A 20,773-nucleotide genomic window follows, 5' to 3' on the forward strand; every position below is an offset into this window, starting at 1 on the left:
GATCAAACGGGGCATACATACACTGGATGGGGGAAGCGAATGAGTTGGTTGGATCATGAAATGGCAGCAAAGTGGCGACAGGAAGGAAAAAGGTATGCTGCAGATGTGAATGAATTTGTCAGAATCGGTATGGAAAGCCAGTGGCAGCAGGAGCAGCCAGAGCCAAAGCAAGACGAACGCTCCAAACTGGCTGAAGATATTTTTCGTATGATTCAGGACGCAAATCAGGCAGAGGAAACAGAGCAGTTACGTCGGGAAATTCCGGCTGCATCCTGGCCGCTTACAGCAGCGTTTGAGGAGGCTTTGCAAGCCGTTAGGCCGATAGCTTTTATGAATGGAGGCAATGAAGTCATTCTACATGCGGGCAATCCTCGGGAATGTGGAATGATCTATGTGGCGGGAAAAGATAGAATCTTGCAAATCCCCGGACTGCATCGAGTAGGCTGTTCGCCAGACGGGACTTATTTTGCGTTGGTGGATGGACAGGGGATTCGTATTGTTCGTCAACCGGACTTAAATCTGCAAGGAGAAGAGACAGCACATTTTCAGTGGAAGGATATACAAGGACGCTTAAAAGCATCCATTCCTGATTTGGAGTGCTTGGGAGATGAAGAGCATCCAGAGGATATATTAGATGAAGTGATTCCGTTTGGCGATGGACAGCGAGTTCTGCTGGTATGCGGTTACGGCGTTTATTTGTTGGCTGGTGATCAGGTGGATTTGATCCATCCCAAGACGTCTGAACGAAGAGAACTAGAGCTGGAAGACACGATTGTGGATATGGCCCATGGAGCTGTGTCGAGGGATGGACGCTGGATCGCTTACGGTAGCCAGATGAGTGAGCATATGCTTATGGATCTGTCCGATAAGACGGTGCATACATTGGAGCCAAATTCTAGTTATCCGCATTATGCTGTATTTTCCAAAGATGATTTGAATGTCTGGTACAATGCCTGTCATTTCTACAACGGCGCCACCATTCAAGTGTCGATTGCTGAGGTGGATCAGGGTCTTGCTCAGAATAAGGAAGAGTGGCCGATGATAAATGAAGAAATGCGAGTATACGCTGCAACAGCACTGACGCAAGGATCTATTTTGGGTGATGCCTACGGTTATCTCCGTCTGATTGACAGGGAGGGGCGTGAACTTTGGCGCTATTTTGTCGGCAGTACGATATCCGGGCTGGCAGTTACACCCGATGAAGGCATGTTGGCGGTTGGAACGTATGGTGGTATGCTTCATTTGATTGATTTGCAGAGCAGCACGAAGGACGAATATAGCATTGGCACCGCTCTAATTCACGAGACAGAACGTTGGATGATCTGGCGTAACTATGAGCCGTTGCGCTGGTAATACTAATATTCCGCAAATGGTGATAAAAGCAAGTTCTGATAAGCTGAACTTAAAAGTGCAGTAACACATGAATACAATGCTATTTTCATATAGAGAGCATTTGGCATAAACCCATGATGCAAAATGCGAATAGAGAGGAAAGAGGTGTGAGGACATGGACAAGAAAGCGGATATTCGTACATCTATGAAGGAACTATTTGCACAGATGGATGAAGCCTTTTTTATGGATGTGGAAGAAAATGTACCGATTGAAATGCGTGATGGGAATGTCGACGAGGAGGGATGGATCAAGTGGAAGCCTCTCCCTTCACAGATTACTGAACAGGAAATTCGGGAGATGGAGGAAAAATACCATTTTGAGCTGCCGCCCCTGCTAAGGAGTTTTATCATGTCCTACCATTATGTATCTTTACAATTCGATAATGAGTCCATTCCGGGAGTGTACTGGAGCGATTGTACGTTTGTTGAGTTCCCGCGTCTGCCTGTAGGTCAAGGCTTAAAGGCATTTTATGATTTGCTCGATCAATGGTCACCTCTGCTGTCAGCAGGCTACATTCCTTTTGCAATAGCAGAGGACGACCAAGGTCCCGTTTGTTTAAATGTAGGCAGCAGACATAAGGACGGCGATTATCCTATTGTTTGGTTCTTTCATGAGGACCTACAGCATTTGGATGAGGATGAGCTGCGGATCAGGAGTAATCTGCTTCCCCATGTACAAGGGCTGTTTCCCTCCTCTGTCGAAATGTTTAACGTGATGTTTAAACACATTAGACACTAGCGATTTCCTAAAATGTAATTTTACTGCTCAGCCAACCGAGATATTGACATAAAAAATGAGGAATGTTATAAAAAAGGTAGGCTAGCACTCGAAAGATGGGAGTGCTAACAAAGTAGAATCGTTTGCATAGCTCATATCTGCTGGCCTTACATAGGTTTACATCTGAAAGGAGATATCCGAATGGAGAAAAAACAGTTTCAGGCTGAGTCCAAGCGTCTGCTCGAAATGATGATTAACTCGATTTACACGCAAAAGGAAATTTTTCTAAGAGAGCTGATCTCCAATGCAAGTGATGCGATTGACAAAATTTATTATAAAGCATTGACGGATGATCAACTGGTCTTTGACAAAGAAAATTATTATATCAAAGTAACTGCCAATAAGGATAATAGAACGCTAACCCTGCGTGATACCGGGATTGGTATGACTAAGGAAGAACTAGAAAATAACCTGGGTGTTATTGCTAAAAGCGGCTCACTGGCATTCAAAAATGAAAATGAATCCAAGGATGGTCATGACATCATCGGTCAATTCGGCGTCGGCTTCTATTCAGCTTTCATGGTAGCAGATGTGGTTACAGTGACTACCAAGGCTTTGGGAAGCGATACTGCATATAAATGGGAATCCACAGGTGCGGACGGGTATACCATTGAGGCAGCTGAGAAGGACGAGGTCGGAACCGAGATTGTTCTGAAAATCAAAGCAAACACCGAAGATGAGTCCTACGACGAATATTTGGACGAGTATCGTTTAAAAGCACTGATTAAAAAATACTCCGACTTTATCCGCTATCCGATTAAAATGGATATTACAGGCAAGCGGTTGAAAGAGGGAAGCGACAACGAGTTTGAGGATTACGAGGAAGAACAGCGTATCAACAGCATGGTTCCGATCTGGAGAAAAAACAAAAGCGAGCTGACCGACGAGGATTATCAAAATTTCTATGCGGAAAAACGCTATGGCTACGACAAGCCGCTCCAGCATATCCATGTCAGCGCGGACGGCGCGGTAGTGTACCAAGCTATTCTGTTTATTCCTGAGAATATCCCGTTTGATTTCTACTCCAAGGAATATGAAAAAGGGCTGGAGTTGTATGCCAACGGTGTGCTGATTATGGAAAAATCCCCTGATCTGCTGCCGGATTATTTTAGCTTTGTCAAAGGTATGGTTGACTCCGAAAGCCTGTCACTCAACATTTCCAGAGAAATGCTGCAGCATGACCGTCAGCTGAAGCTGATTGCCAAAAATATCGAAAGCAAAATCAAAGGCCAATTGCTGACCTTGCTCAAAAATGATCGGGAGAAATATGATCAATTCTACAAATCATTTGGCAGACAATTGAAATTTGGTGTCTACAACGATTACGGCAGACATAAAGAAACTCTGCAGGATCTGCTCATGTTCTACTCTTCTACAGAGAAAAAGCAGGTTACTTTGGACGAATACGTATCACGTATGCCAGAAGATCAAAAGTATATCTATTATGCTTCCGGCGAGTCCAACGAGCGTATTGAAAAACTGCCGCAAACCGAAATGGTGGCCGACAAAGGCTACGAAATTCTGTACTTCACTGATGATATTGATGAGTTCGCTATTAAAATGCTCTTAAGCTACAAAGAGAAAGAATTCAAATCTGTATCAAGCGGTGATCTGGGCATTGAGCCTGACGAAACCGAGAAAGAAACAGAAGCAGAACAAAACGACAACAAAGAGCTGTTCGAGTACATGAAGGGCTTGCTGGAAGGCAAGGTATCCAGTGTTAAAGCCTCTAAGCGCTTGAAGACACATCCGGTATGTCTATCCGCAGACGGCGAAGTGACGATTGAGATGGAAAAAATCTTGAACGCCATGCCTAATAACGCTGATGTCAAAGCGAATAAAGTGCTGGAAATTAACGTAAACCATGCGGTGTTCAACTCTTTGAAAGAAGCTTTTGCCGAGGATAAGGAGAAAGTAAACCTCTATACGGCATTACTGTATAATCAGGCTTTGCTGATCGAAGGCTTGCCGCTGCAAGATCCGGTTGAATTCACGAACGATATTTGCAAAATCATGGTTTAACAAGCTTTATTACTATATAGAGCCGTTCCCGTACTGGGAGCGGCTTTATTTATCATAAACGTTTCCTAAAGCTTCATGATAGACCATATAGCGCTTACAGAAGAAGGGATGGGCCCACACATTGCCGATCATACTCAATACAAAGGAGGGCAATTATATGAGTCTGGATCAAGCCAACCAGGAACTCCAAAATTTAGACCGTTTAGAACGAAGTGAGCTTATACAGTTAGTAGAAAAAATCATCAGAGATGAGGGAACAGAAGAGGAAATCGACAGTATGTTGACCATAGTGATGCAAAATACGCCTCATCCGGGGATCAGTAATTTGATCTACTGGGATGATCGTGATTTGAGTGCGGCAGAGATCGTAGATGAGGCATTACGCTATCAGCCCATCATTTTACCACCCCATGAATCTTCTCCATAGGATGTGGAGGGGTGGTCTTTTGTTTAGAAATAAGATAGTATTAATTCTTTAGGGCTATGAGCATTATATTCAAAAAAACTTCCGTTAAACGTGTGCTGACTTCCCTGGGGTGTATGGGGTAATAGTTGTTTTCTGTTCACTTTACGGAGTTTTATGCCTAATTTTGGGTTTTGTAAAGTTTTTGTGACATGCTCCTGTGAATTTTGACACAGCAAATTATCGTTTTTCTTGATTATTTGGTGGGATGTCTTTATAATCATTTTGTTTGCAAGAATGATTAGCGATTAGCGTATGGAATAAGGAGGTTATTTATTTTGGGAAAAGCATTGATTATTGGCGCCGGTGGCGTGGCCAGCGTTGTGGTGCATAAATGTTGCCAAAACCCAGATGTATTTGAAGAAATTTGTATCGCAAGCAGAACTGTTGAGAAATGCGATGCGCTTAAAGAGAAGCTGGGTGGAGGTCGTACGAAGATTCAAACGGCTCAGCTTGATGCTGACAACACCGACATGGTCATTGACTTGATTCGAAGCTTTCAACCGGATGTAGTTATCAATGTGGCTCTCCCTTATCAGGATTTGACGATAATGGATGCTTGCCTTGAGACAGGTGTTCATTACGTTGATACGGCGAACTATGAACCGCCGGATACGCCGAAGTTTGAATACAGCTGGCAATGGGCCTACAAAGAAAGATTCGAAAAAGCAGGAATTACAGCTCTGCTGGGCAGCGGTTTTGATCCAGGCGTGACTGGAGTATTTACGGCTTATGCTCAAAAGCACTACTTTGATGAAATTCATACGATTGATATTGTGGATGCGAATGCAGGGGACCACGGATATCCTTTTGCAACTAATTTTAATCCGGAAATCAATATTCGTGAAATTACGGCGAAGGGCCGTTACTTTGAAAACGGAGAATGGATTGAAACTGAGCCACTTTCTGAGAAAAAGGTATACGACCTTCCTGAAATTGGACCGAAAAATATATATCTTTTGTACCATGAAGAACTGGAATCTCTTGCAGTGAATATTAAAGGCGTGAAAAAAATCCGCTTCTGGATGACGTTCTCGGACAATTATCTGAATCATTTGAATGTACTTCAAAACGTAGGCTTGACTTCGATCGAGCCTATTGATTACGAAGGACAACAAATCATTCCACTGCAATTCCTGAAGGCTATTTTGCCAGATCCGGCTTCTCTGGGTCCAAGAACAAAAGGCAAAACAAACATTGGTTGCATCATCCAAGGTGTGAAAGATGGAAAACCAAAAACGTATTATGTTTACAATGTTTGTGATCATGAGGAATGTTATGCAGAGGTTGGCTCCCAAGCCATTTCTTACACCACTGGTGTTCCTGCCATGATCGGCGCCATGCTTATCATCAAAGGTCTCTGGAAAAAACCAGGCGTTTACAACGTTGAGGAATTTGATCCAGATCCATTTATGGAAGCCCTAAATAAACACGGATTGCCATGGCAAGAGAACTTTACGCCAACGTTGCTTGATTGAGGTCTGCGATGAATATTGATATTACAGGACTTCCATCACCTTGTTATCTTGTTGACGAAAGACTTCTTGTCAAAAACCTTGAGGTTTTAAATTCCGTTCAAGAACGGACAGGCTGCAGTATTTTGCTCGCTCTTAAGGGATTTTCGATGTTTTCGACCTTTCCTCTGGTTGGCAAATACCTAAAAGGGGTAACCTCCAGTTCGTTGTTCGAGGCTAGACTTGGTCGCGAAAAAATGGACAAGGAAGTTCACGTATACGCACCTGCTTATGTTGACAGTGAATTTGATGAGCTATTGGAGTATGTTGACCATATTGTTTTCAACTCCTTTGATCAACTGAAACGCTACAAAAGCAGAGTGCAAGGCGTAACTTCCAAAAAAATCGACATCGGCATTCGGGTGAATCCGGAATATTCGGAAATCGAAACGCCGTTGTATGATCCTTGCTACAACAACTCCAGAATGGGTGTGACTCTGGCTAACTTTAGACCTGAGGATCTGGATGGCGTGGACGGTATTCATTTTCATACGATGTGTGAACAGAATTCAGATACGCTAGAGCGCACCATTAAAGTCGTGGATGAGAAATTCGGGCCATACATTAAGAACATGAAATGGCTCAATTTCGGCGGCGGTCACCATATTACCAGAGAAGACTATGATCTGGACACGCTGGTACGCTGTATTCAATATTTTCAGGATAAATATGGTGTGCAGGTTTATCTGGAGCCGGGCGAAGCTATTGCTTTGAATACTGGATATCTGGTGGCTACTGTATTGGATACGATGAAGAACGGAATGGATATTGCCATTCTGGATACTTCGGCTGAATGTCATATGCCTGATGTGCTGGCTATGCCTTACCGCCCGAATATCATTGATGCAGGCAAACCTGGTGAGTATGCACATACTTATAGACTTGGTGGGCTTACGTGCTTGGCCGGAGATGTAATTGGTGACTATTCCTTTAAAGAGCCATTGAAGCCGGGAGACAAGCTTGTATTCTGCGACATGGCCCATTACACCATGGTCAAAAACCACATGTTCAACGGAGTCAACCTGCCAGCCATCGCCAGCTACAACGACGAAGAAGGCATTAAGGTAATCCGTCAGTTTTCCTACGAGGACTTTAGTTCTCGTTTGTCGTAAGAAATAGATGTGATCTAAATGACTGTACCGAAGAATGAATGAACTACAAAAGCTCGCCCCTTGAGAAAGGGGTGAGGCTTTTTGGTGTAGTTAGGATTTTTTAGTTTTTATATGTGCCTGTTGCATGTATCCAATACGACAACGGGCATTAAATAATGATTCACTACTTGAAAAGTTACATAAATTTAATTAGTCTACCTTACAGCTTCAGAAGAGACTTTATAGTCAAATATATGTCCTCCAGGTTGAAGTCCTGGAAAAACCTCGACGGCTAGGTAGTATTCTTTACCTTTTTCAAGTTCTACATCTAAAGAATATTGACCATCTCTTGAACGTTTCATTTTACTACCAGTATTATCGTAAACAGTCATCTGCAACCAGGAATCTGAATATCTGTCTCCCTGAATTGTAAAATGAGCTTTTTGTGATTCAAAAGCCTTGATTTTATATACATCGTAGGCTTCCCAGACTCCAGGCACTCCCTCTGCACCAAGTCTTCCGATAACAGCATCACCTATAAAATAGTAGTTAGCCTGTTCAAAACTATCATTTGGTTCCTGTTCATGATATTCAAGTGCAGAGGTGAGAGTTGATTCCTTTGCGGCTGGTACGGAATTTGTTTCTTCCGCTAATGCGACACCAGCAGAAGTACTTAGCATAAGTGCAAAACCTAATGAAGCCAACAACGCTTTTTTCATGAATAAGAGCCCTCTCTTTTTTGGGATTTATATTCATTTATATGAATATATTAGTAACTGTTTCTGAGTTAATTGTATATCAATCACCAGGAAATTGGAATAATAAAAAGGAATATTTATCAATAAAATAAATATAATAGAATATTTTGTTACAGAATTTCATTTTGCATGTTCACAAGTTTGTCCCAGGAGTTCCGTTTAAAGGTCACATTTCTTGGAGGAAAATATATATGGTATACTCTTTAGATTAGGAACAAACTTGGACATGACTTGGGAAATAAATTGTAACGATAGGCAGAGGTGAATTGCACATGTTCGACCCGACCGTTTTTGATAATTTAAAAGTGGCTATAGAAAATGCTGTTTACGATCTGGATAATTTGGATTCACGTATTGACATTACACAGCGGATCGACAGATTGGAAATGTCTGTGATGTCACGTGAATTTGCTGTCCAATTCAGACTGAGAGAACACCCGAGTGTGACAGCAGAGGTTCAACTAAAGGCGGATTTAAACAACTTGGCTGCGGAAATTTTGGAAATCAAAGATCAAATTCCGGGATGTGTCTTGTTGTTGAGTTTTTACATGGAAATTCGTGATATTGAGTCACAATGCAGCCGGATTGAAAATATACTGACCGAAATTTGGAAGCCCGATCTTCGACCGGTACAAACGCTTAGTCAGATTTACGGAGAGAGGACATCTACATACCAAAACAGGATTGAACTCCGATTTTCCAGACAAATTAACGAAGATCAGATGGAAGACATTCCAGAGCTGTTGGAACACATATTGCTGACGCTTATGGAATTAAACAAGGTCTAAAGGGTTAGGACCGTAATGTAAATAACATTAGTAGACCAACAAGTTAACGTTAGAGGAGTTGAAAGTATAAATGAATGAACTTGAATTCTCTCAAGTATATGCGATTATGGAGGCTTCTTTTCCTGAAACGGAATGCAGGACATTCGAGTCACAGAGGGCTCTTCTTCATCATCCGTGTTATCGTTTACTTACCAAAAAAGACGAACAAGGGCAAACAATAGCTTTTTTGGCGGGCTGGGAGTTTACAGATTTTCGGTTTGTAGAGCATATTGCCGTAGATTCGGCTATACGGGGTGGCGGGTTAGGTAAAGAGCTTATGAGCAAGTTTATTTTACAGTCCGGTAAACCGGTAGTGCTGGAAGTTGAGCCACCAGTGGATGAATGGACTCAGAGAAGAATTGGTTTTTATGAACGTTTGGGGTTTCATCTGAACCATTTTGACTATGTACAGCCCCCTTTAAGAAAAGGACAGGCTGATCTGCGGCTTCAAATTATGAGCTATCCAGGTGCGTTGGCTGAACAGGATTTTGCTCCGTGTAAAGAGATTTTATATACCGAGGTCTATGGGTTAAATAAGAAGACTATATAGCTAAAGGTACTTCATTATCGTTCATGTTTTGTCCATACCATTACCAATTCTTTCTCGTCAGTTTCGGCATCCACAGATTCTGCTTGAACGGTAAATCCATTTTTAGTATAAAAGTTAAATGCTTTCGTGTTTGACTGATACACCTTTAATTGAATTTCGTCATGCTGCTTTTTCACCCAATCTAATAGTAGCTTGCCATAGCCCTTTCTTTGAGAATCAACACGTATAAATAGAGCCGCCAAGTATCCATCCAACATGGAAACGAAGCCGCCAATGCTATGATCATCTTGTATGATAACGTAGTTTTGAGCGAGAGGAAGGTACCTGTTTTCCATCTCGGTAACTTGGGATGTCCAATACTGCGGAGCAATAAAATGATGGGCTTCTATGGAAGCATCTAGCCAGATGGCTGCCAACTCGTTGAGCTCTTCCACATTTGCGGGTCTAATCGACATCGTGTCACCTCTTCACAGTACAGTATGTAATCTTATAGATGATGTTGAAATAAAAAAGACCGTCCGAGGACGGTCTTTTTACCCGTGGCGCTTAATTAAAGCTTTGATCCGTATCCCGCGCCTCCGTCAACTCTGTAAATTAGAGAATAACGGACCGGGTAAGGGATACGCTCAACATGTGATTATTGATGTTGACGCACCTCCTTTCCTGATGAATTCATTTTACCATATTTGGTTTGTGATATCCAGTGATTTTCTTATATTTACGGGAATGATTCATAGAAAATATAAGATAAAAATAGCTTGATTTTATGTTCTATGGAAGATATAATCTAAATTACCGTGATTGAAAAACATCGGTGTGAATACATAATATGCGGTCGTGGCGGAATTGGCAGACGCGCACGGTTCAGGTCCGTGTGGGCTAACCCCCCGTGGAGGTTCGAGTCCTCTCGACCGCATCATTGCCTAACATTTACAGGTTCTTGGATTGGCTGGATGCCACCAAGAGCCTGTTTTTATATGGTTAAGATGCGTGTACTATTATAACTATTTTATTTATACTGAAATATATATTTAATATAATCCTTTGCACTCTGATTAATGTCTTCGTCACTTGCTTGAAACGAGGCTCCAAAGACAGCGAAATAGGGTAATGTTATGGCGCCAACATGTACTGCGCTTGCTTTAAAAGGTGCTATAACTTCATCAACAGTGAAAGAAACGGAACCAGTAGGTAAGTAATTTTCTTTTTTATCGCCAATGGACATGGCTATCCCTAGCTTCTTTCCTTTTAACTTATCACCTTGTGAACCATAAGCCCATCCGTGAGTAAAAACATCATCGAACCACTTTTTTAATAAAGGTGGGTAACTATACCAATATAAAGGGAATTGAAATATGATATTACTATGTGTTTCAAGTAACTTTTGCTCTCTCAAAACATCAATGCTCCAGTTTGGATACTCTTTATAAATCTCATGAATAGTAATTTCATTGGTATACTGAAGTAATTCTTGTTTCCATCTTTGATTTACTCTGGAATCTTCAATATTCGGATGTGCTAAAATCACGAGAGTTTTCATCATAAATCACCTTTCTTACATAGCATCATTTGTTTTTTGTTGGTACGTCTTATTATTCTGTACGCTATAAAAAAAGTAAATACACACAATAAAGTAATATAGTTACTAGAAAGTGTGCATGGTACTTAGAGTAAATATATGGGATTATAGAATTAATCAGATCAACTTAGTTATTTTAGCGTTGAAGAGGTGGTCGTATGAAACAATATAATTTAGGCATAGAAGCAACACTTGAGATCATCGGAGGTAAGTGGAAATCCTTAATCATATGCTTACTAATGTCTGGTAGAAAGAGGACAAGTGAATTACAGCGCAGTATTCCAGGCGTTTCTCAAAAGGTTCTTATACAGCAGCTCCGTGAACTTGAGAAGGATGGCATCATTGGCAGACATGTGTATAATCAGATGCCTCCAAAAGTGGAGTATTATATAACGGAATATGGTATAACAGCAAATGAAATAATTGATTTAATGTGTTCTTGGGGAAGAGCTAATATCAAAATAAGACAACAGCAAGGAGAAGATGTGATGTTGTTAGAATATGATTCAAAATGAATAGTGGAGTAAAAAAGCGTTATAGACTACGATGTTTGCGGCGGTTTTCTTCGGCTGCCTTCAAGTGCTATGTTATATGTTGAGCCACAAGCTGATTTGCTATATAGTAATGACTGGACAACCATTCCATCCATATTAAATGAATGCCAAAGTAGGGGGACCATTTACAATGATTATTAAACCGAAAATTCGTGGTTTCATATGTACGACTGCACATCCTGCAGGATGTGCGGCTCATGTTAATCGTCAGATCAACTACATCAAAGACAGTACATCAATACAAGGAGCTAAAAAGGTACTTGTGATCGGAGCATCTACTGGATATGGGCTGGCTTCTCGTATTGCTGCGAGCTTTGGGCTGGGAGCGGATACCGTAGGGGTATCCTATGAACGTCCCGCATCAGAGGGGCGCACGGCTTCAGCAGGCTGGTATAATACAGTAGCCTTTGAAAGAGCGGCCAGAGCAGCTGGCTACATAGCAGAAAGCATTAATGGAGATGCTTTTTCTCATGAAATTAAGCAGGAGACATTGAAGCTGGTAAAGGAAAAGCTGGGCAAGGTAGACCTGATTGTGTATAGTGTCGCTTCACCGCGACGGACACATCCCGATACGGGTGAAACTTTTAATTCCGTTCTCAAGCCTATCGGACAGTCTTTTTCTAATAAAACAGTGAATACGAATACAGGTGTCGTATCAGAAATTACGCTGGAACCGGCTACGCAGGAGGAAATTGAGAACACCATCACGGTAATGGGTGGCGAAGATTGGTCCTTGTGGCTAAAAGCGTTGGAAGAAGCTGATCTGCTGGCTGAAGGGGTAACCACACTGGCTTACTCGTATATTGGTCCCGAAATTACGGAGGCTATCTATCGTAAAGGAACCATTGGCCAAGCTAAAAATGATTTGGAAGCTACAGCACATACTCTAACAAAGCAACTGGAACGTTATCATGGAAAAGCCTACGTTTCTGTGAATAAAGCTTTGGTTACACAATCCAGTTCGGCTATTCCAGTCGTACCATTGTATATTTCTTTGCTGTTTAAGGTCATGAAGGAAAAGGGACTGCACGAGGGATGTATTGAGCAGGCACAACGTCTGTTCGAGACGCTATACAGTGGGTCCACGGTGGAAACGGATGAAGAAGGACGCATCCGTCTGGATAACTGGGAAATGAGAGACGATGTACAGCAGGCTGTCAAAGCAGCTTGGTCCGAAATTACTACAGAAAATGTATCTGAATTGGGCGATCTCGAACAATACCGTCTGGATTTCCTCCAATTATTTGGATTCGGGTTTGATGAAATTGATTATGAATTAGATGTTAACCCAGAGGTAGACACGACTTCATAAGTGAATATGTGTAAAATAAAAACGGGTACTCTCAAGCGATGCAATTGGCTTAAGAGGCCCGTTTTTTTATGTATTCTAGCAAAATACAAGTTGCACTCGTTTCACTAACAGCATTTATCGAGAATTAGACGTGGAAAGCGACTTACGGTGCAGCAAGCGAAAAACGGCAATGGTAATGATAATCCCCGCAATGCCAAAGATTGCAACAGAAGTCAGGGCCCGGTAAGCTTGCCAGCCGAACAAAAATGTAATACCACTGCCAAACGTTGTACCTGCCAGTAACCCAAGTGCGCAGGCAATATCCGTTCCAAATTTCATAAACATGTTCCTTTCAAATGTATAAATTAAAAAATAACTTGTACTTTTTCTCTGGACTTAGACACACACTTGTGCGTACAATTAAATAGTAATCGTTTTCAAACGGAATCTATTAATCATTATGTATCATTCTTGTGCAAATTATTCCTTTTCAGGAGGCTGATGAAATGAATATGAATGAACAGATCAAGCTGTGGAATGAAGAGGCGCAGGCTAGTAACGCTGATCATCCTCACCGAAAGGTTGAATTGTTTATCGAGGTACGAGATGGAGCATTGGAGGCTGTTGTTCCTTATTTGAACCAACAGGATTATCGTCATGTAACTCTGGTAGAAGATGAGCATACTTCGGTTGCGGCAGGAAAAAGAGTGGCTGAGCTGATCCGTGAGGCAGGTTTGACAGTTGATGTAGTCCGTTTACCTCCGAATGCTGTAGGGGATGTCATCGCTGATGAAACCTACATTATGAAGGTGCTGCTGGGTGTGGCGGATAAGAGTCAGGCTGTACTTGCTGTAGGTTCTGGCACGATTCATGATCTGGTTCGCTTCGTATGTTATAAAATGAATCGTCCCTTCTTGTCAGTACCGACGGCTGCTTCGGTGGATGGTTTTACCTCCGCAGGCGCACCACTGATTGTGGACGGTAGCAAGCAGACATTCCAAGCAGTTCCGCCAGAGGCGATCTTTGCTGATTTGTCCGTGCTGGCAAATGCGCCACAGACGATGACTGCCGCAGGTTTTGGCGATATGCTTGGTAAGTTCACCTCACTAGCGGACTGGCATGTTTCCAGAGATTTGGGAAACGAGCCGTATTCGCCTGTGGCTAATCGCATTACCGAGGAGGCTTTGCGTGCCTGTGTAGAGCATGTCGATGAGATTGCGGCAGGCAGCAAGGCTGGTGTCGAGGTATTGATGAATGCGCTGATTGCATCCGGTATTTCGATGCTGATGATAGATCATTCCCGTCCAGCGTCAGGGGGAGAGCACCATATTTCCCATCGAATTGAAATGGATTTTATTGCAGAGGGACGCAAGCAAGTTTTGCATGGTGCTAAAGTAGGCGTAGCATCCGCATTGCTGTCTGACCTGTACAGGGATTTAGCATCCAGTCAAGATGTAGAGGCTTTTAAGGTGTATCAGGCTTTGCCTACGTCGGAGCAGATGCGTGCATGGCTGGCTCAGGTCGGAGGCCCATCTACCATTGCCGAGCTAGGAGTTACGGAGGAACAGCTCGCTCGTGCATTGCGCACGGCTCATACCTTGCGTGATCGCTATACTGGGCTCAAGTATATGAACGAACATCAATTGCTTCGTTCGTAATGTGCAACATCTACGTAAATTGTCCTTAGATATTCAGCCAATCTTGTGTGGCAAGGAAGGGATAAGCGAATGGGTTTACACCTCCGGCAGCAATACGAGGATATCCTGCTCCTGTGACATTTGTATGTACAAATGAACGGTATGCTATAATCGTGGAATATAAACAGGTACACGATATTGCGAGTACGGAGGAAATTATGGCGCCAAAATATATACAAGTTAAACAGGAAATTTTGTCCTGGATTCATTCATCCAGACTTGAGCCGCAAAGTCAGCTTCCATCTGAGCATGAAATGTCTGAACGTTTTGCCGTTAGTCGGCAAACGGTGCGTCAGGCGCTGGGTGAACTGGTGCAGGAAGGATGGCTGTTTCGAATGCAGGGCAAGGGAACCTTTGTCGCGACACGTGACAGTAAACAGCCCGAAGATCCAAAGATTATTGGAGTCATTACAACCTATATTTCGGATTATATTTTCCCATCCATTGTACAGGGAATTGAATCCAAATTGAGTCGCCAGGGCTACAAGATGCTGCTGTCAAGTACAGGTAATGACCCTGAGCAAGAAAGTCAGTGCCTGGAAATGCTGTTAAGTCAACCGCTGAGCGGAATTATTATTGAACCGACCAAAAGTGGAGAGCGTAACCCCAATCTGAACTATTATTTAACCGTGGAAAATCGCCAAATCCCTTATTTGATGATCAATGCGCGTTATGAGGAAATGGATGCGCCATGTCTGCGAGTAGATGATGAAAAGGGTGGTTTTTTGGCGGCCGAGCATCTGATTAAGCTGGGACATCGACGCTTGGCTGGATTTTTCAAAACCGATGATATGCAGGGGATTCTTCGTATGAAGGGATTTGTGGCCGCTCACCGCAAATACGGAGTGACATTACACCCGAACGCAGTAACAACTTACCGGACAGAAGAAAAAAATGAGATTCCGCTACAACGTGCGTCGAGGCTGCTGGCGATGGAGGCGGGAGAGCGTCCTACTGGATGGGTGACCTATAATGATGAGTTGGCTGTTCGACTCCTGGACATTGTACGTTCGGCGGGTCTGAATATACCCAATGATCTATCGCTGGTTGGGTTTGATGATTCGTTTTTGGCGACAGCAACAGAAATCAAGCTAACGACAATTCGGCATCCAAAGGAAGAATTGGGGCTACGTGCTGCCGATACCATGCTGTCGATGATTGAAGAGAAGGGGTACCATGAAGAAGATCGTCAGTTAATTCTACCGCCTGAGCTCATCGTTCGTGAATCTACAGGGCCTGTCCAGGTCATGCCTGGAGAACACTAGGCTGGGAGATCAGTCACTTTTATTACTTAACATGTAAGGACAGGTTAGTAAGTATACAGCTGTAACGCTTCATATTTGATGGGCATGGTTCTCGCCATACCGAACAGTCTGTTTTCTGGATTGCAGAAATAGACTGTTATTGTTATATCTTTTCTGAAAATAAGTACATAAATCTATCGAAAAAACATAAAAAGGTTAGCTAAGTTGTACGTACAAGTATATAATGAAAGCAGAACCAAGAATAAAGGGTCAATGCAATCGGTCTGTAACCGTTCTCTGTTGGTCGACACTAACCTGACAGGGCTTATTGTCGGGTATACGTTGCTGACGTAACCGGACGGGAATTTATTTAAGGTTGCAGCTTCCACCCAAACTCCTGCGCTGGGTGCGGCCATGTTCGCAGCAGTGGCTGCGGGAGCTTAAACTGGAGGTTACAATGATATCGTCGAAGCAGCGCGTCATATGGCCGTGTACGGGACGAGAACTTCAAACCGATCCCTGAGAACGCGGCCGTGTATGATAAGCTGTACGAGGAATACTGCCGTCTTCACGACTACTTTGGACGTGGAGGCAACCCGGTGATGAAAAAGCTAAAGTCCATTAAGGAAGAAGCTGGACGTTCAACTGAAGCGGTAAGCATTCATTCTTAAGATACTGATAAAATATAAGCAAGAAATATTTAAATGCTCTGTTATCTAAAAAGCACAGTACACCGAGGAATCGGTAGACTGTGCTTTTTGCATTTTATATTCTGTGAAATTACATGATGTGAAAGTCTCAGCGAATGAAAGATGGTAATGCGTTCCTTTCAAAGACTTTCATGAAAATTACAATCATTTCTCTTTTACGGACATTTTTACTTTTTCAGCATGGCATCAGCAAACAAAATGGATTTTGGAATACGGAAAAACTGTTCCGCCTGATCCTGGAAAGTTTGCGAAGGAACGGTACCCTGATGCAACCATTTCCGAAATGTACCGGGGTGAACTCCAATCCAATGACTCACATCGGTCACCGAAATATCATGTACCATGCATAGACCCGCCAAAATCCGATTTTTAACCGGAGAACGAGTCACAGTCCGTTTCATAAAACGGGACGGCGCTGGTTGACAGATGAGTGGTGAACGCCGGACAACCTCTTCATTAAATAGGATATGGTGCGGATAACCAAGTGTATTACATGTCTTTTCCAGATTAGTGTTGCCGGGAATGCGACCTTCATATACCCACGCACTGACACTACGGGAGGAAATGGAAAGCTCCTCGGCAAGTTGGGACAGTTTAATGTCATTAGCCATCAAAACGGCAAGCAAAACGCGATTGCGTACTTGACAGCGTGTTGGTTTACGAAAACGTTTGACACGCACGCCTTTTCCCAAATATTTGCGATTGATCAGAGACCACGCCTGAATGGAATGTTTATCTTGTTGTTTAGGCATATACCCTCCGATTTTTTTAAACACATACTACTATACCCGAAGGGGGGTTTGCAAGTGGCTCCTCTCCTGATTTTCTTTTAATCCCATGGGCTTAACCGGTTTATGGAAAATAAGGTCCATTTGGCCTATAAAAATGGAAGTTTAAGGTGCCGACATATTAAAATGTGACATTTTTAATGGAAATGGAGGTAACATGTTCTTCTCTTACAATTATAAGGATGTACAGAGATAAAAGTGGGTCCTTGCAGCCCGACATGGATTTTTTTGACGAGAAAAAAGGAGGTTATACAGCTAGATGATTTGTAAAAAGGTAATGGTATGGTTTCTGACGGCACTTTTAGCAACAAACACTTTGCTGTGCTTGCCTAGTGTGGCAGGAGCGGAAAAACAAGATTTAAGGGACGGAGTACAACTGGATCAGGCAGGTTTGGTACAGGAGGAGCAGGAGCTTTCTGATGAAACAGTTTCTTTCAATCCGCCTACCTCTGCAACAAACAGCGTTTATAACGCACTCATGATGAGTTTGGCAGCGGTGGAGTATACGTCAATTGTTATCGAACCTGGGGAAACCTATGAATTCGAGAATACAGATACGATCAGTAAGTCCATATATAGCAACGCTTCTCAATCAAAAGGCATTTTGTACGATAGTGTAAGTTACAAAGAGGACGGAGACATCAGCACTGTCCATATGGACTATGGCATAAGCCCCATTGGTGTTCCTGGGGGAGGCACAGCGTTTATTACGAATACAGGAACAGCAGCATTAACCGTAAAAGTAACGGACGTCTTCACCTACAGTACATCGGAGGACCCGGCACTAGAGCGAGTTACGGTCTCTAAAAATGAAAGCTATCGGATTGTGAATGAAGGATGGACTGCCCGTTCGATTCAGCATGATGGGTCAAATGCAGACAATCGCCGTTTTGATTACGCAAAATACAAGGCAGACGGAACTTTATCCGCATCTGATCTTAATAGCATTGCTCATCCCTCTTTGGGTGATGGCGAGGAACTGATTATTACAGGTTCCACTGCCAATGCGGTTACCTTCGGATTTCCATACGGTAAATACAGTATAGAAAGCACCGGCGAGCCGGCTTATGCGCGGGTTACCCTAAATCAGGGAGAAAGCTACCAATTTATCAATGTGGGAACCCGATTGGATACGGTGGAAAGTGACGGTACATCTAAAGATAAACTTGACTATGTTGTTTATCTGGCAAACGGAACAGAGGCTTCACGCGGCAGTGGCACTACGGCGAAGCCGCAGATTGCTGTGGACAGATACGCGGTAATTACCCAGGTCACTGCAAACCCGGTGACATATGGGGCTCCATATCGCAATTTTATTGCCCGTCCAGTGGGTGGAGATGCAATCAGCCGTGTGGAGCTTGAGGTAGGCAAGAGCTACATTTTCCACAACAATGGTACGCTGGTGAATCCGATCTACAATAACTCCAAAAAGGTAGGAAGCTTGTTCGACTATGCTATTTACAAGCCGGATGGAACGGTAAATTCCTCTGGTTTTAACAGCCAGTCTGGTCCCATGATCCCGCCTTCGGGATATGCCATTGTGACTGTGATCGGTCCGAATCCTATTATCTTTGATTATACAGATGATTTTTCCTGGGAAACGAGTAGCCATCCTGCTTTCTTGCGGGTAACACTTTCGAAAGGTGAAAGTTATGCTTTTACCAATATTAGTGATCATTTGAGGAATCTGCACAGCACAGCCAAAACTGTTAAAGGAAAATTTGATGTGGTCCTGTATAAAGCAGATGATACAGAGCAATCCAGGCGCAATACCGGGAACTCAACCTTTTTGGTTGGTGCAGGTAAAAAGGCTAGTGTGACGGTAACCAGTGACACGCCAATCACGTTTGGGGGTATCTATCGGAGCTTTAAGGCCAGCGAAGATGATAATGGTATCGGGCAAACGACGCTGGAGCCGGGAGATTCGTATGAGTTTCGTAATCATGATAGTCAATCGAATTCATTGCGGCATGACAAAAGCAGTGGCAATGCACACTTTGATGCTGCAAGTTATAAAGTGCTTCGATTACTGACATCAGATCATTTCAACAATACAGTGGACCCAGAGATTGTCGCTGGCGGTAAAGCCATTGTCACCAATGTATCCGATCGGCCAATTACCTTTACCTATAGCAATAAGGTGGAGGCTTTGCTTAGCGGGCAGGCTGCCTTCCATCGAATTACACTAAAACGCGGTGAAGGCCGGAAATTTATAAATGTAAGCACTTTGGACAAGGCCCTAGACGTCATTTCAGTCAGCGGTATGAAGTGGAATTACATGAATTACAAGGCAGACGGGACGGTATACAGTCAGGCCAGTGATACGACTCAATTGCCGTTGGTACAGGCTGGAGGTTATGCCATTGTAACGACGGTCTCGGATGTACCCGTGACTTATGGAGCTGTGTTAGGAATATTCGACGTTGAGGATGCTCAGGTGCCGACAGGCAATCAGGTTACCATCAAGCAGGGAGAAAGCTATGTATTCCATAATGTTGGCTCACAGGCTTCCTCATTAACCACAGATGCTTCAAACGAAAGCCGTCTCTATGACTATGCCATGTATGGAGAAGGTAGCGGTGTGAATTCCAAGGTGGATAGGGCAGGTATGGATGCTTCTCTACCTGAAATCTCACTTGGAGCAGGAGGTACGCTTGTTGTAACCGTCACTTCGCCGCAAGCTGTAACCATTCATTTCAACAATGACATTAAAGCAGATCCAAGCACAGAACCAGCATTATTAAAAACGTCTTTGTCTGGCGGCAAGCAGGAAGTATGGATCAATCGCGGGAGCCAGGAAGCACCTGTTTTGACGAATGCGAAAGCAACGGGTGGAACATATCAGTTCACTGTTGCAGATCGTGCTGGAAAAGTGATTAGAGAACATAAAGAGGCGACAGATACTCAACAGCAAGTGCCAGCTAACGCAAATATTCATCTTTCCGTAGCTGCAACTACTCCTGCTGTTAACTTTGGAGCGCCTTATCGTGTGTTTGCTGTAAAAAATAACGATGACAGCAAGCTGGACGAGCTAATTGAGCTTATAGATAAGGAAGCTGACTTTACGGTAGGCCAACAAGGGAAATATCGGTTTACACCCAAAGAAGACGGGATTTACCGTTTTGCGGTGAAGGAGAAATCCAACTTTGCTGCGCAGCAGCCAATTCTAGCCTTGTTTACGGACCCTGATTTTAGTAGTCAGCTTGTCTCCTCAACTGAGCAAGCACAAATATATGGTTGGGATTACACGGTCTTAGAGTATGAGATGAAGGCAGGTCAAACGGTTTATGTGAAGCTGTCAGAAATTAATAGCGGTGCATTACAAACTGTAATTAAGGCAGCCCATATGGCGCTTGGCAAAGATACTTCATACGAATACGGCAAAGGAAACCGACTGAATAAAGTTATTTTATTCACCGGTGATCAAATTCAATTGGATTATGATTTAAACGGAAACGTCATTAAACGGACAAAAAAGGTATTTCCTTTTACAGATTAAAAGGATGTCTTGGCTT

Annotated in this window: 18 protein-coding genes, 1 tRNA gene and 1 pseudogene; 15 read left to right on the forward strand and 5 right to left on the reverse strand. The window is 43.1% G+C overall.

Translation table 11 applies throughout. The features are described 5' to 3' along the window. Window positions 1-39: 39 nt before the first annotated feature. From ACWA2B_RS03325 to nspC, 6 genes are all read left to right on the forward strand, one after another. Complete coding sequence (locus tag ACWA2B_RS03325) at window positions 40-1,353, forward strand: WD40 repeat domain-containing protein (RefSeq protein ID WP_029516660.1); 1,314 nt, start codon at window positions 40-42, stop codon at window positions 1,351-1,353. 154 nt (window positions 1,354-1,507) lie between these two features. Further along, window positions 1,508-2,131 (forward strand): SMI1/KNR4 family protein, encoded by a 624-nt coding sequence (locus ACWA2B_RS03330; RefSeq protein WP_029516661.1) that lies wholly within the window; start codon window positions 1,508-1,510, stop codon window positions 2,129-2,131. 180 nt (window positions 2,132-2,311) lie between these two features. Further along, window positions 2,312-4,192, forward strand: coding sequence for a molecular chaperone HtpG (gene htpG / locus ACWA2B_RS03335; protein WP_029516662.1), 1,881 nt, complete (start codon window positions 2,312-2,314; stop codon window positions 4,190-4,192). A gap of 157 nt (window positions 4,193-4,349) precedes the next feature. Next, entirely contained in the window at window positions 4,350-4,619 is a 270-nt protein-coding gene (locus ACWA2B_RS03340) for a bacteriocin immunity protein (RefSeq protein WP_449291694.1), read from the forward strand. 314 nt (window positions 4,620-4,933) lie between these two features. Continuing rightward, window positions 4,934-6,133 carry a saccharopine dehydrogenase C-terminal domain-containing protein gene (locus tag ACWA2B_RS03345; protein ID WP_449291695.1) on the forward strand — a complete coding sequence of 400 codons (1,200 nt, stop codon included), beginning with the start codon at window positions 4,934-4,936 and terminating at the stop codon, window positions 6,131-6,133. A gap of 8 nt (window positions 6,134-6,141) precedes the next feature. Then, window positions 6,142-7,281 (forward strand): carboxynorspermidine decarboxylase, encoded by a 1,140-nt coding sequence (gene nspC, locus ACWA2B_RS03350; protein ID WP_029516665.1) that lies wholly within the window; start codon window positions 6,142-6,144, stop codon window positions 7,279-7,281. A 194-nt stretch (window positions 7,282-7,475) separates the two neighbouring features. Here the strand turns inward: nspC and ACWA2B_RS03355 are convergent, their stop codons facing one another. Continuing rightward, window positions 7,476-7,979, reverse strand: coding sequence for a hypothetical protein (locus ACWA2B_RS03355; protein ID WP_341039181.1), 504 nt, complete (start codon window positions 7,977-7,979; stop codon window positions 7,476-7,478). A 311-nt stretch (window positions 7,980-8,290) separates the two neighbouring features. Here ACWA2B_RS03355 and ACWA2B_RS03360 point away from each other — a divergent pair, with 311 nt between their 5' ends. Together ACWA2B_RS03360 and ACWA2B_RS03365 are read left to right on the forward strand one after the other, a co-directional pair. Further along, window positions 8,291-8,806, forward strand: coding sequence for a hypothetical protein (locus ACWA2B_RS03360; RefSeq protein ID WP_341039182.1), 516 nt, complete (start codon window positions 8,291-8,293; stop codon window positions 8,804-8,806). 70 nt (window positions 8,807-8,876) lie between these two features. Continuing rightward, window positions 8,877-9,395, forward strand: a complete 519-nt coding sequence (locus ACWA2B_RS03365; RefSeq protein WP_342446122.1) for a GNAT family N-acetyltransferase — start codon at window positions 8,877-8,879, stop codon at window positions 9,393-9,395. 14 nt (window positions 9,396-9,409) lie between these two features. Here ACWA2B_RS03365 and ACWA2B_RS03370 read toward each other — a convergent pair whose 3' ends face one another. After that, entirely contained in the window at window positions 9,410-9,850 is a 441-nt protein-coding gene (locus ACWA2B_RS03370; protein WP_449291696.1) for an N-acetyltransferase, read from the reverse strand. Window positions 9,851-10,226: 376 nt separating this feature from the next. Between ACWA2B_RS03370 and ACWA2B_RS03375 the strand changes: the two genes are divergently transcribed. After that, a tRNA-Leu gene (locus ACWA2B_RS03375) sits at window positions 10,227-10,311 on the forward strand. 93 nt (window positions 10,312-10,404) lie between these two features. Here the strand turns inward: ACWA2B_RS03375 and ACWA2B_RS03380 are convergent. Next, a complete protein-coding gene (locus tag ACWA2B_RS03380) occupies window positions 10,405-10,935 on the reverse strand; it encodes an NAD(P)H-dependent oxidoreductase (RefSeq protein WP_029516670.1) in 531 nt (176 codons plus the stop codon). 197 nt (window positions 10,936-11,132) lie between these two features. Between ACWA2B_RS03380 and ACWA2B_RS03385 the strand changes: the two genes are divergently transcribed. Together ACWA2B_RS03385 and fabV are read left to right on the forward strand one after the other, a co-directional pair. Beyond that, on the forward strand, window positions 11,133-11,489 hold the full coding sequence (locus ACWA2B_RS03385; protein WP_029516671.1) for a winged helix-turn-helix transcriptional regulator: 357 nt from the start codon (window positions 11,133-11,135) through the stop codon (window positions 11,487-11,489). A 169-nt stretch (window positions 11,490-11,658) separates the two neighbouring features. Beyond that, window positions 11,659-12,840: an enoyl-ACP reductase FabV gene (gene fabV / locus ACWA2B_RS03390; protein WP_029516672.1), complete on the forward strand. Its 1,182-nt coding sequence runs from the start codon at window positions 11,659-11,661 to the stop codon at window positions 12,838-12,840. Between the two features lie 114 nt (window positions 12,841-12,954). Here the strand turns inward: fabV and ACWA2B_RS03395 are convergent, their stop codons facing one another. Beyond that, on the reverse strand, window positions 12,955-13,158 hold the full coding sequence (locus tag ACWA2B_RS03395) for a hypothetical protein (RefSeq protein WP_029516673.1): 204 nt from the start codon (window positions 13,156-13,158) through the stop codon (window positions 12,955-12,957). Window positions 13,159-13,325: 167 nt separating this feature from the next. On the opposite strand from ACWA2B_RS03395, the gene ACWA2B_RS03400 reads away from it, so the two are divergent. The 3 genes and pseudogenes from ACWA2B_RS03400 to ACWA2B_RS03410 all read left to right on the forward strand — a co-directional run. After that, window positions 13,326-14,477 (forward strand): sn-glycerol-1-phosphate dehydrogenase, encoded by a 1,152-nt coding sequence (locus ACWA2B_RS03400; protein ID WP_341039188.1) that lies wholly within the window; start codon window positions 13,326-13,328, stop codon window positions 14,475-14,477. Between the two features lie 197 nt (window positions 14,478-14,674). After that, the gene (locus ACWA2B_RS03405) at window positions 14,675-15,781 is read left to right on the forward strand and encodes a GntR family transcriptional regulator (protein WP_029516675.1); all 1,107 of its coding nucleotides are present in this window, start codon (window positions 14,675-14,677) and stop codon (window positions 15,779-15,781) included. Window positions 15,782-16,048: 267 nt separating this feature from the next. After that, a pseudogene (locus ACWA2B_RS03410) lies at window positions 16,049-16,431 on the forward strand (ribulokinase); the annotation flags it as partial. Between the two features lie 206 nt (window positions 16,432-16,637). Here ACWA2B_RS03410 and ACWA2B_RS03415 read toward each other — a convergent pair. Beyond that, window positions 16,638-17,222: a helix-turn-helix domain-containing protein gene (locus ACWA2B_RS03415; protein WP_007429779.1), complete on the reverse strand. Its 585-nt coding sequence runs from the start codon at window positions 17,220-17,222 to the stop codon at window positions 16,638-16,640. Between the two features lie 295 nt (window positions 17,223-17,517). Here ACWA2B_RS03415 and ACWA2B_RS03420 point away from each other — a divergent pair, with 295 nt between their 5' ends. Then, the gene (locus tag ACWA2B_RS03420; RefSeq protein ID WP_449291697.1) at window positions 17,518-20,757 is read left to right on the forward strand and encodes a hypothetical protein; all 3,240 of its coding nucleotides are present in this window, start codon (window positions 17,518-17,520) and stop codon (window positions 20,755-20,757) included. Window positions 20,758-20,773: the final 16 nt, after the last annotated feature.

The organism is Paenibacillus sp. CMM36, from assembly GCF_053570945.1.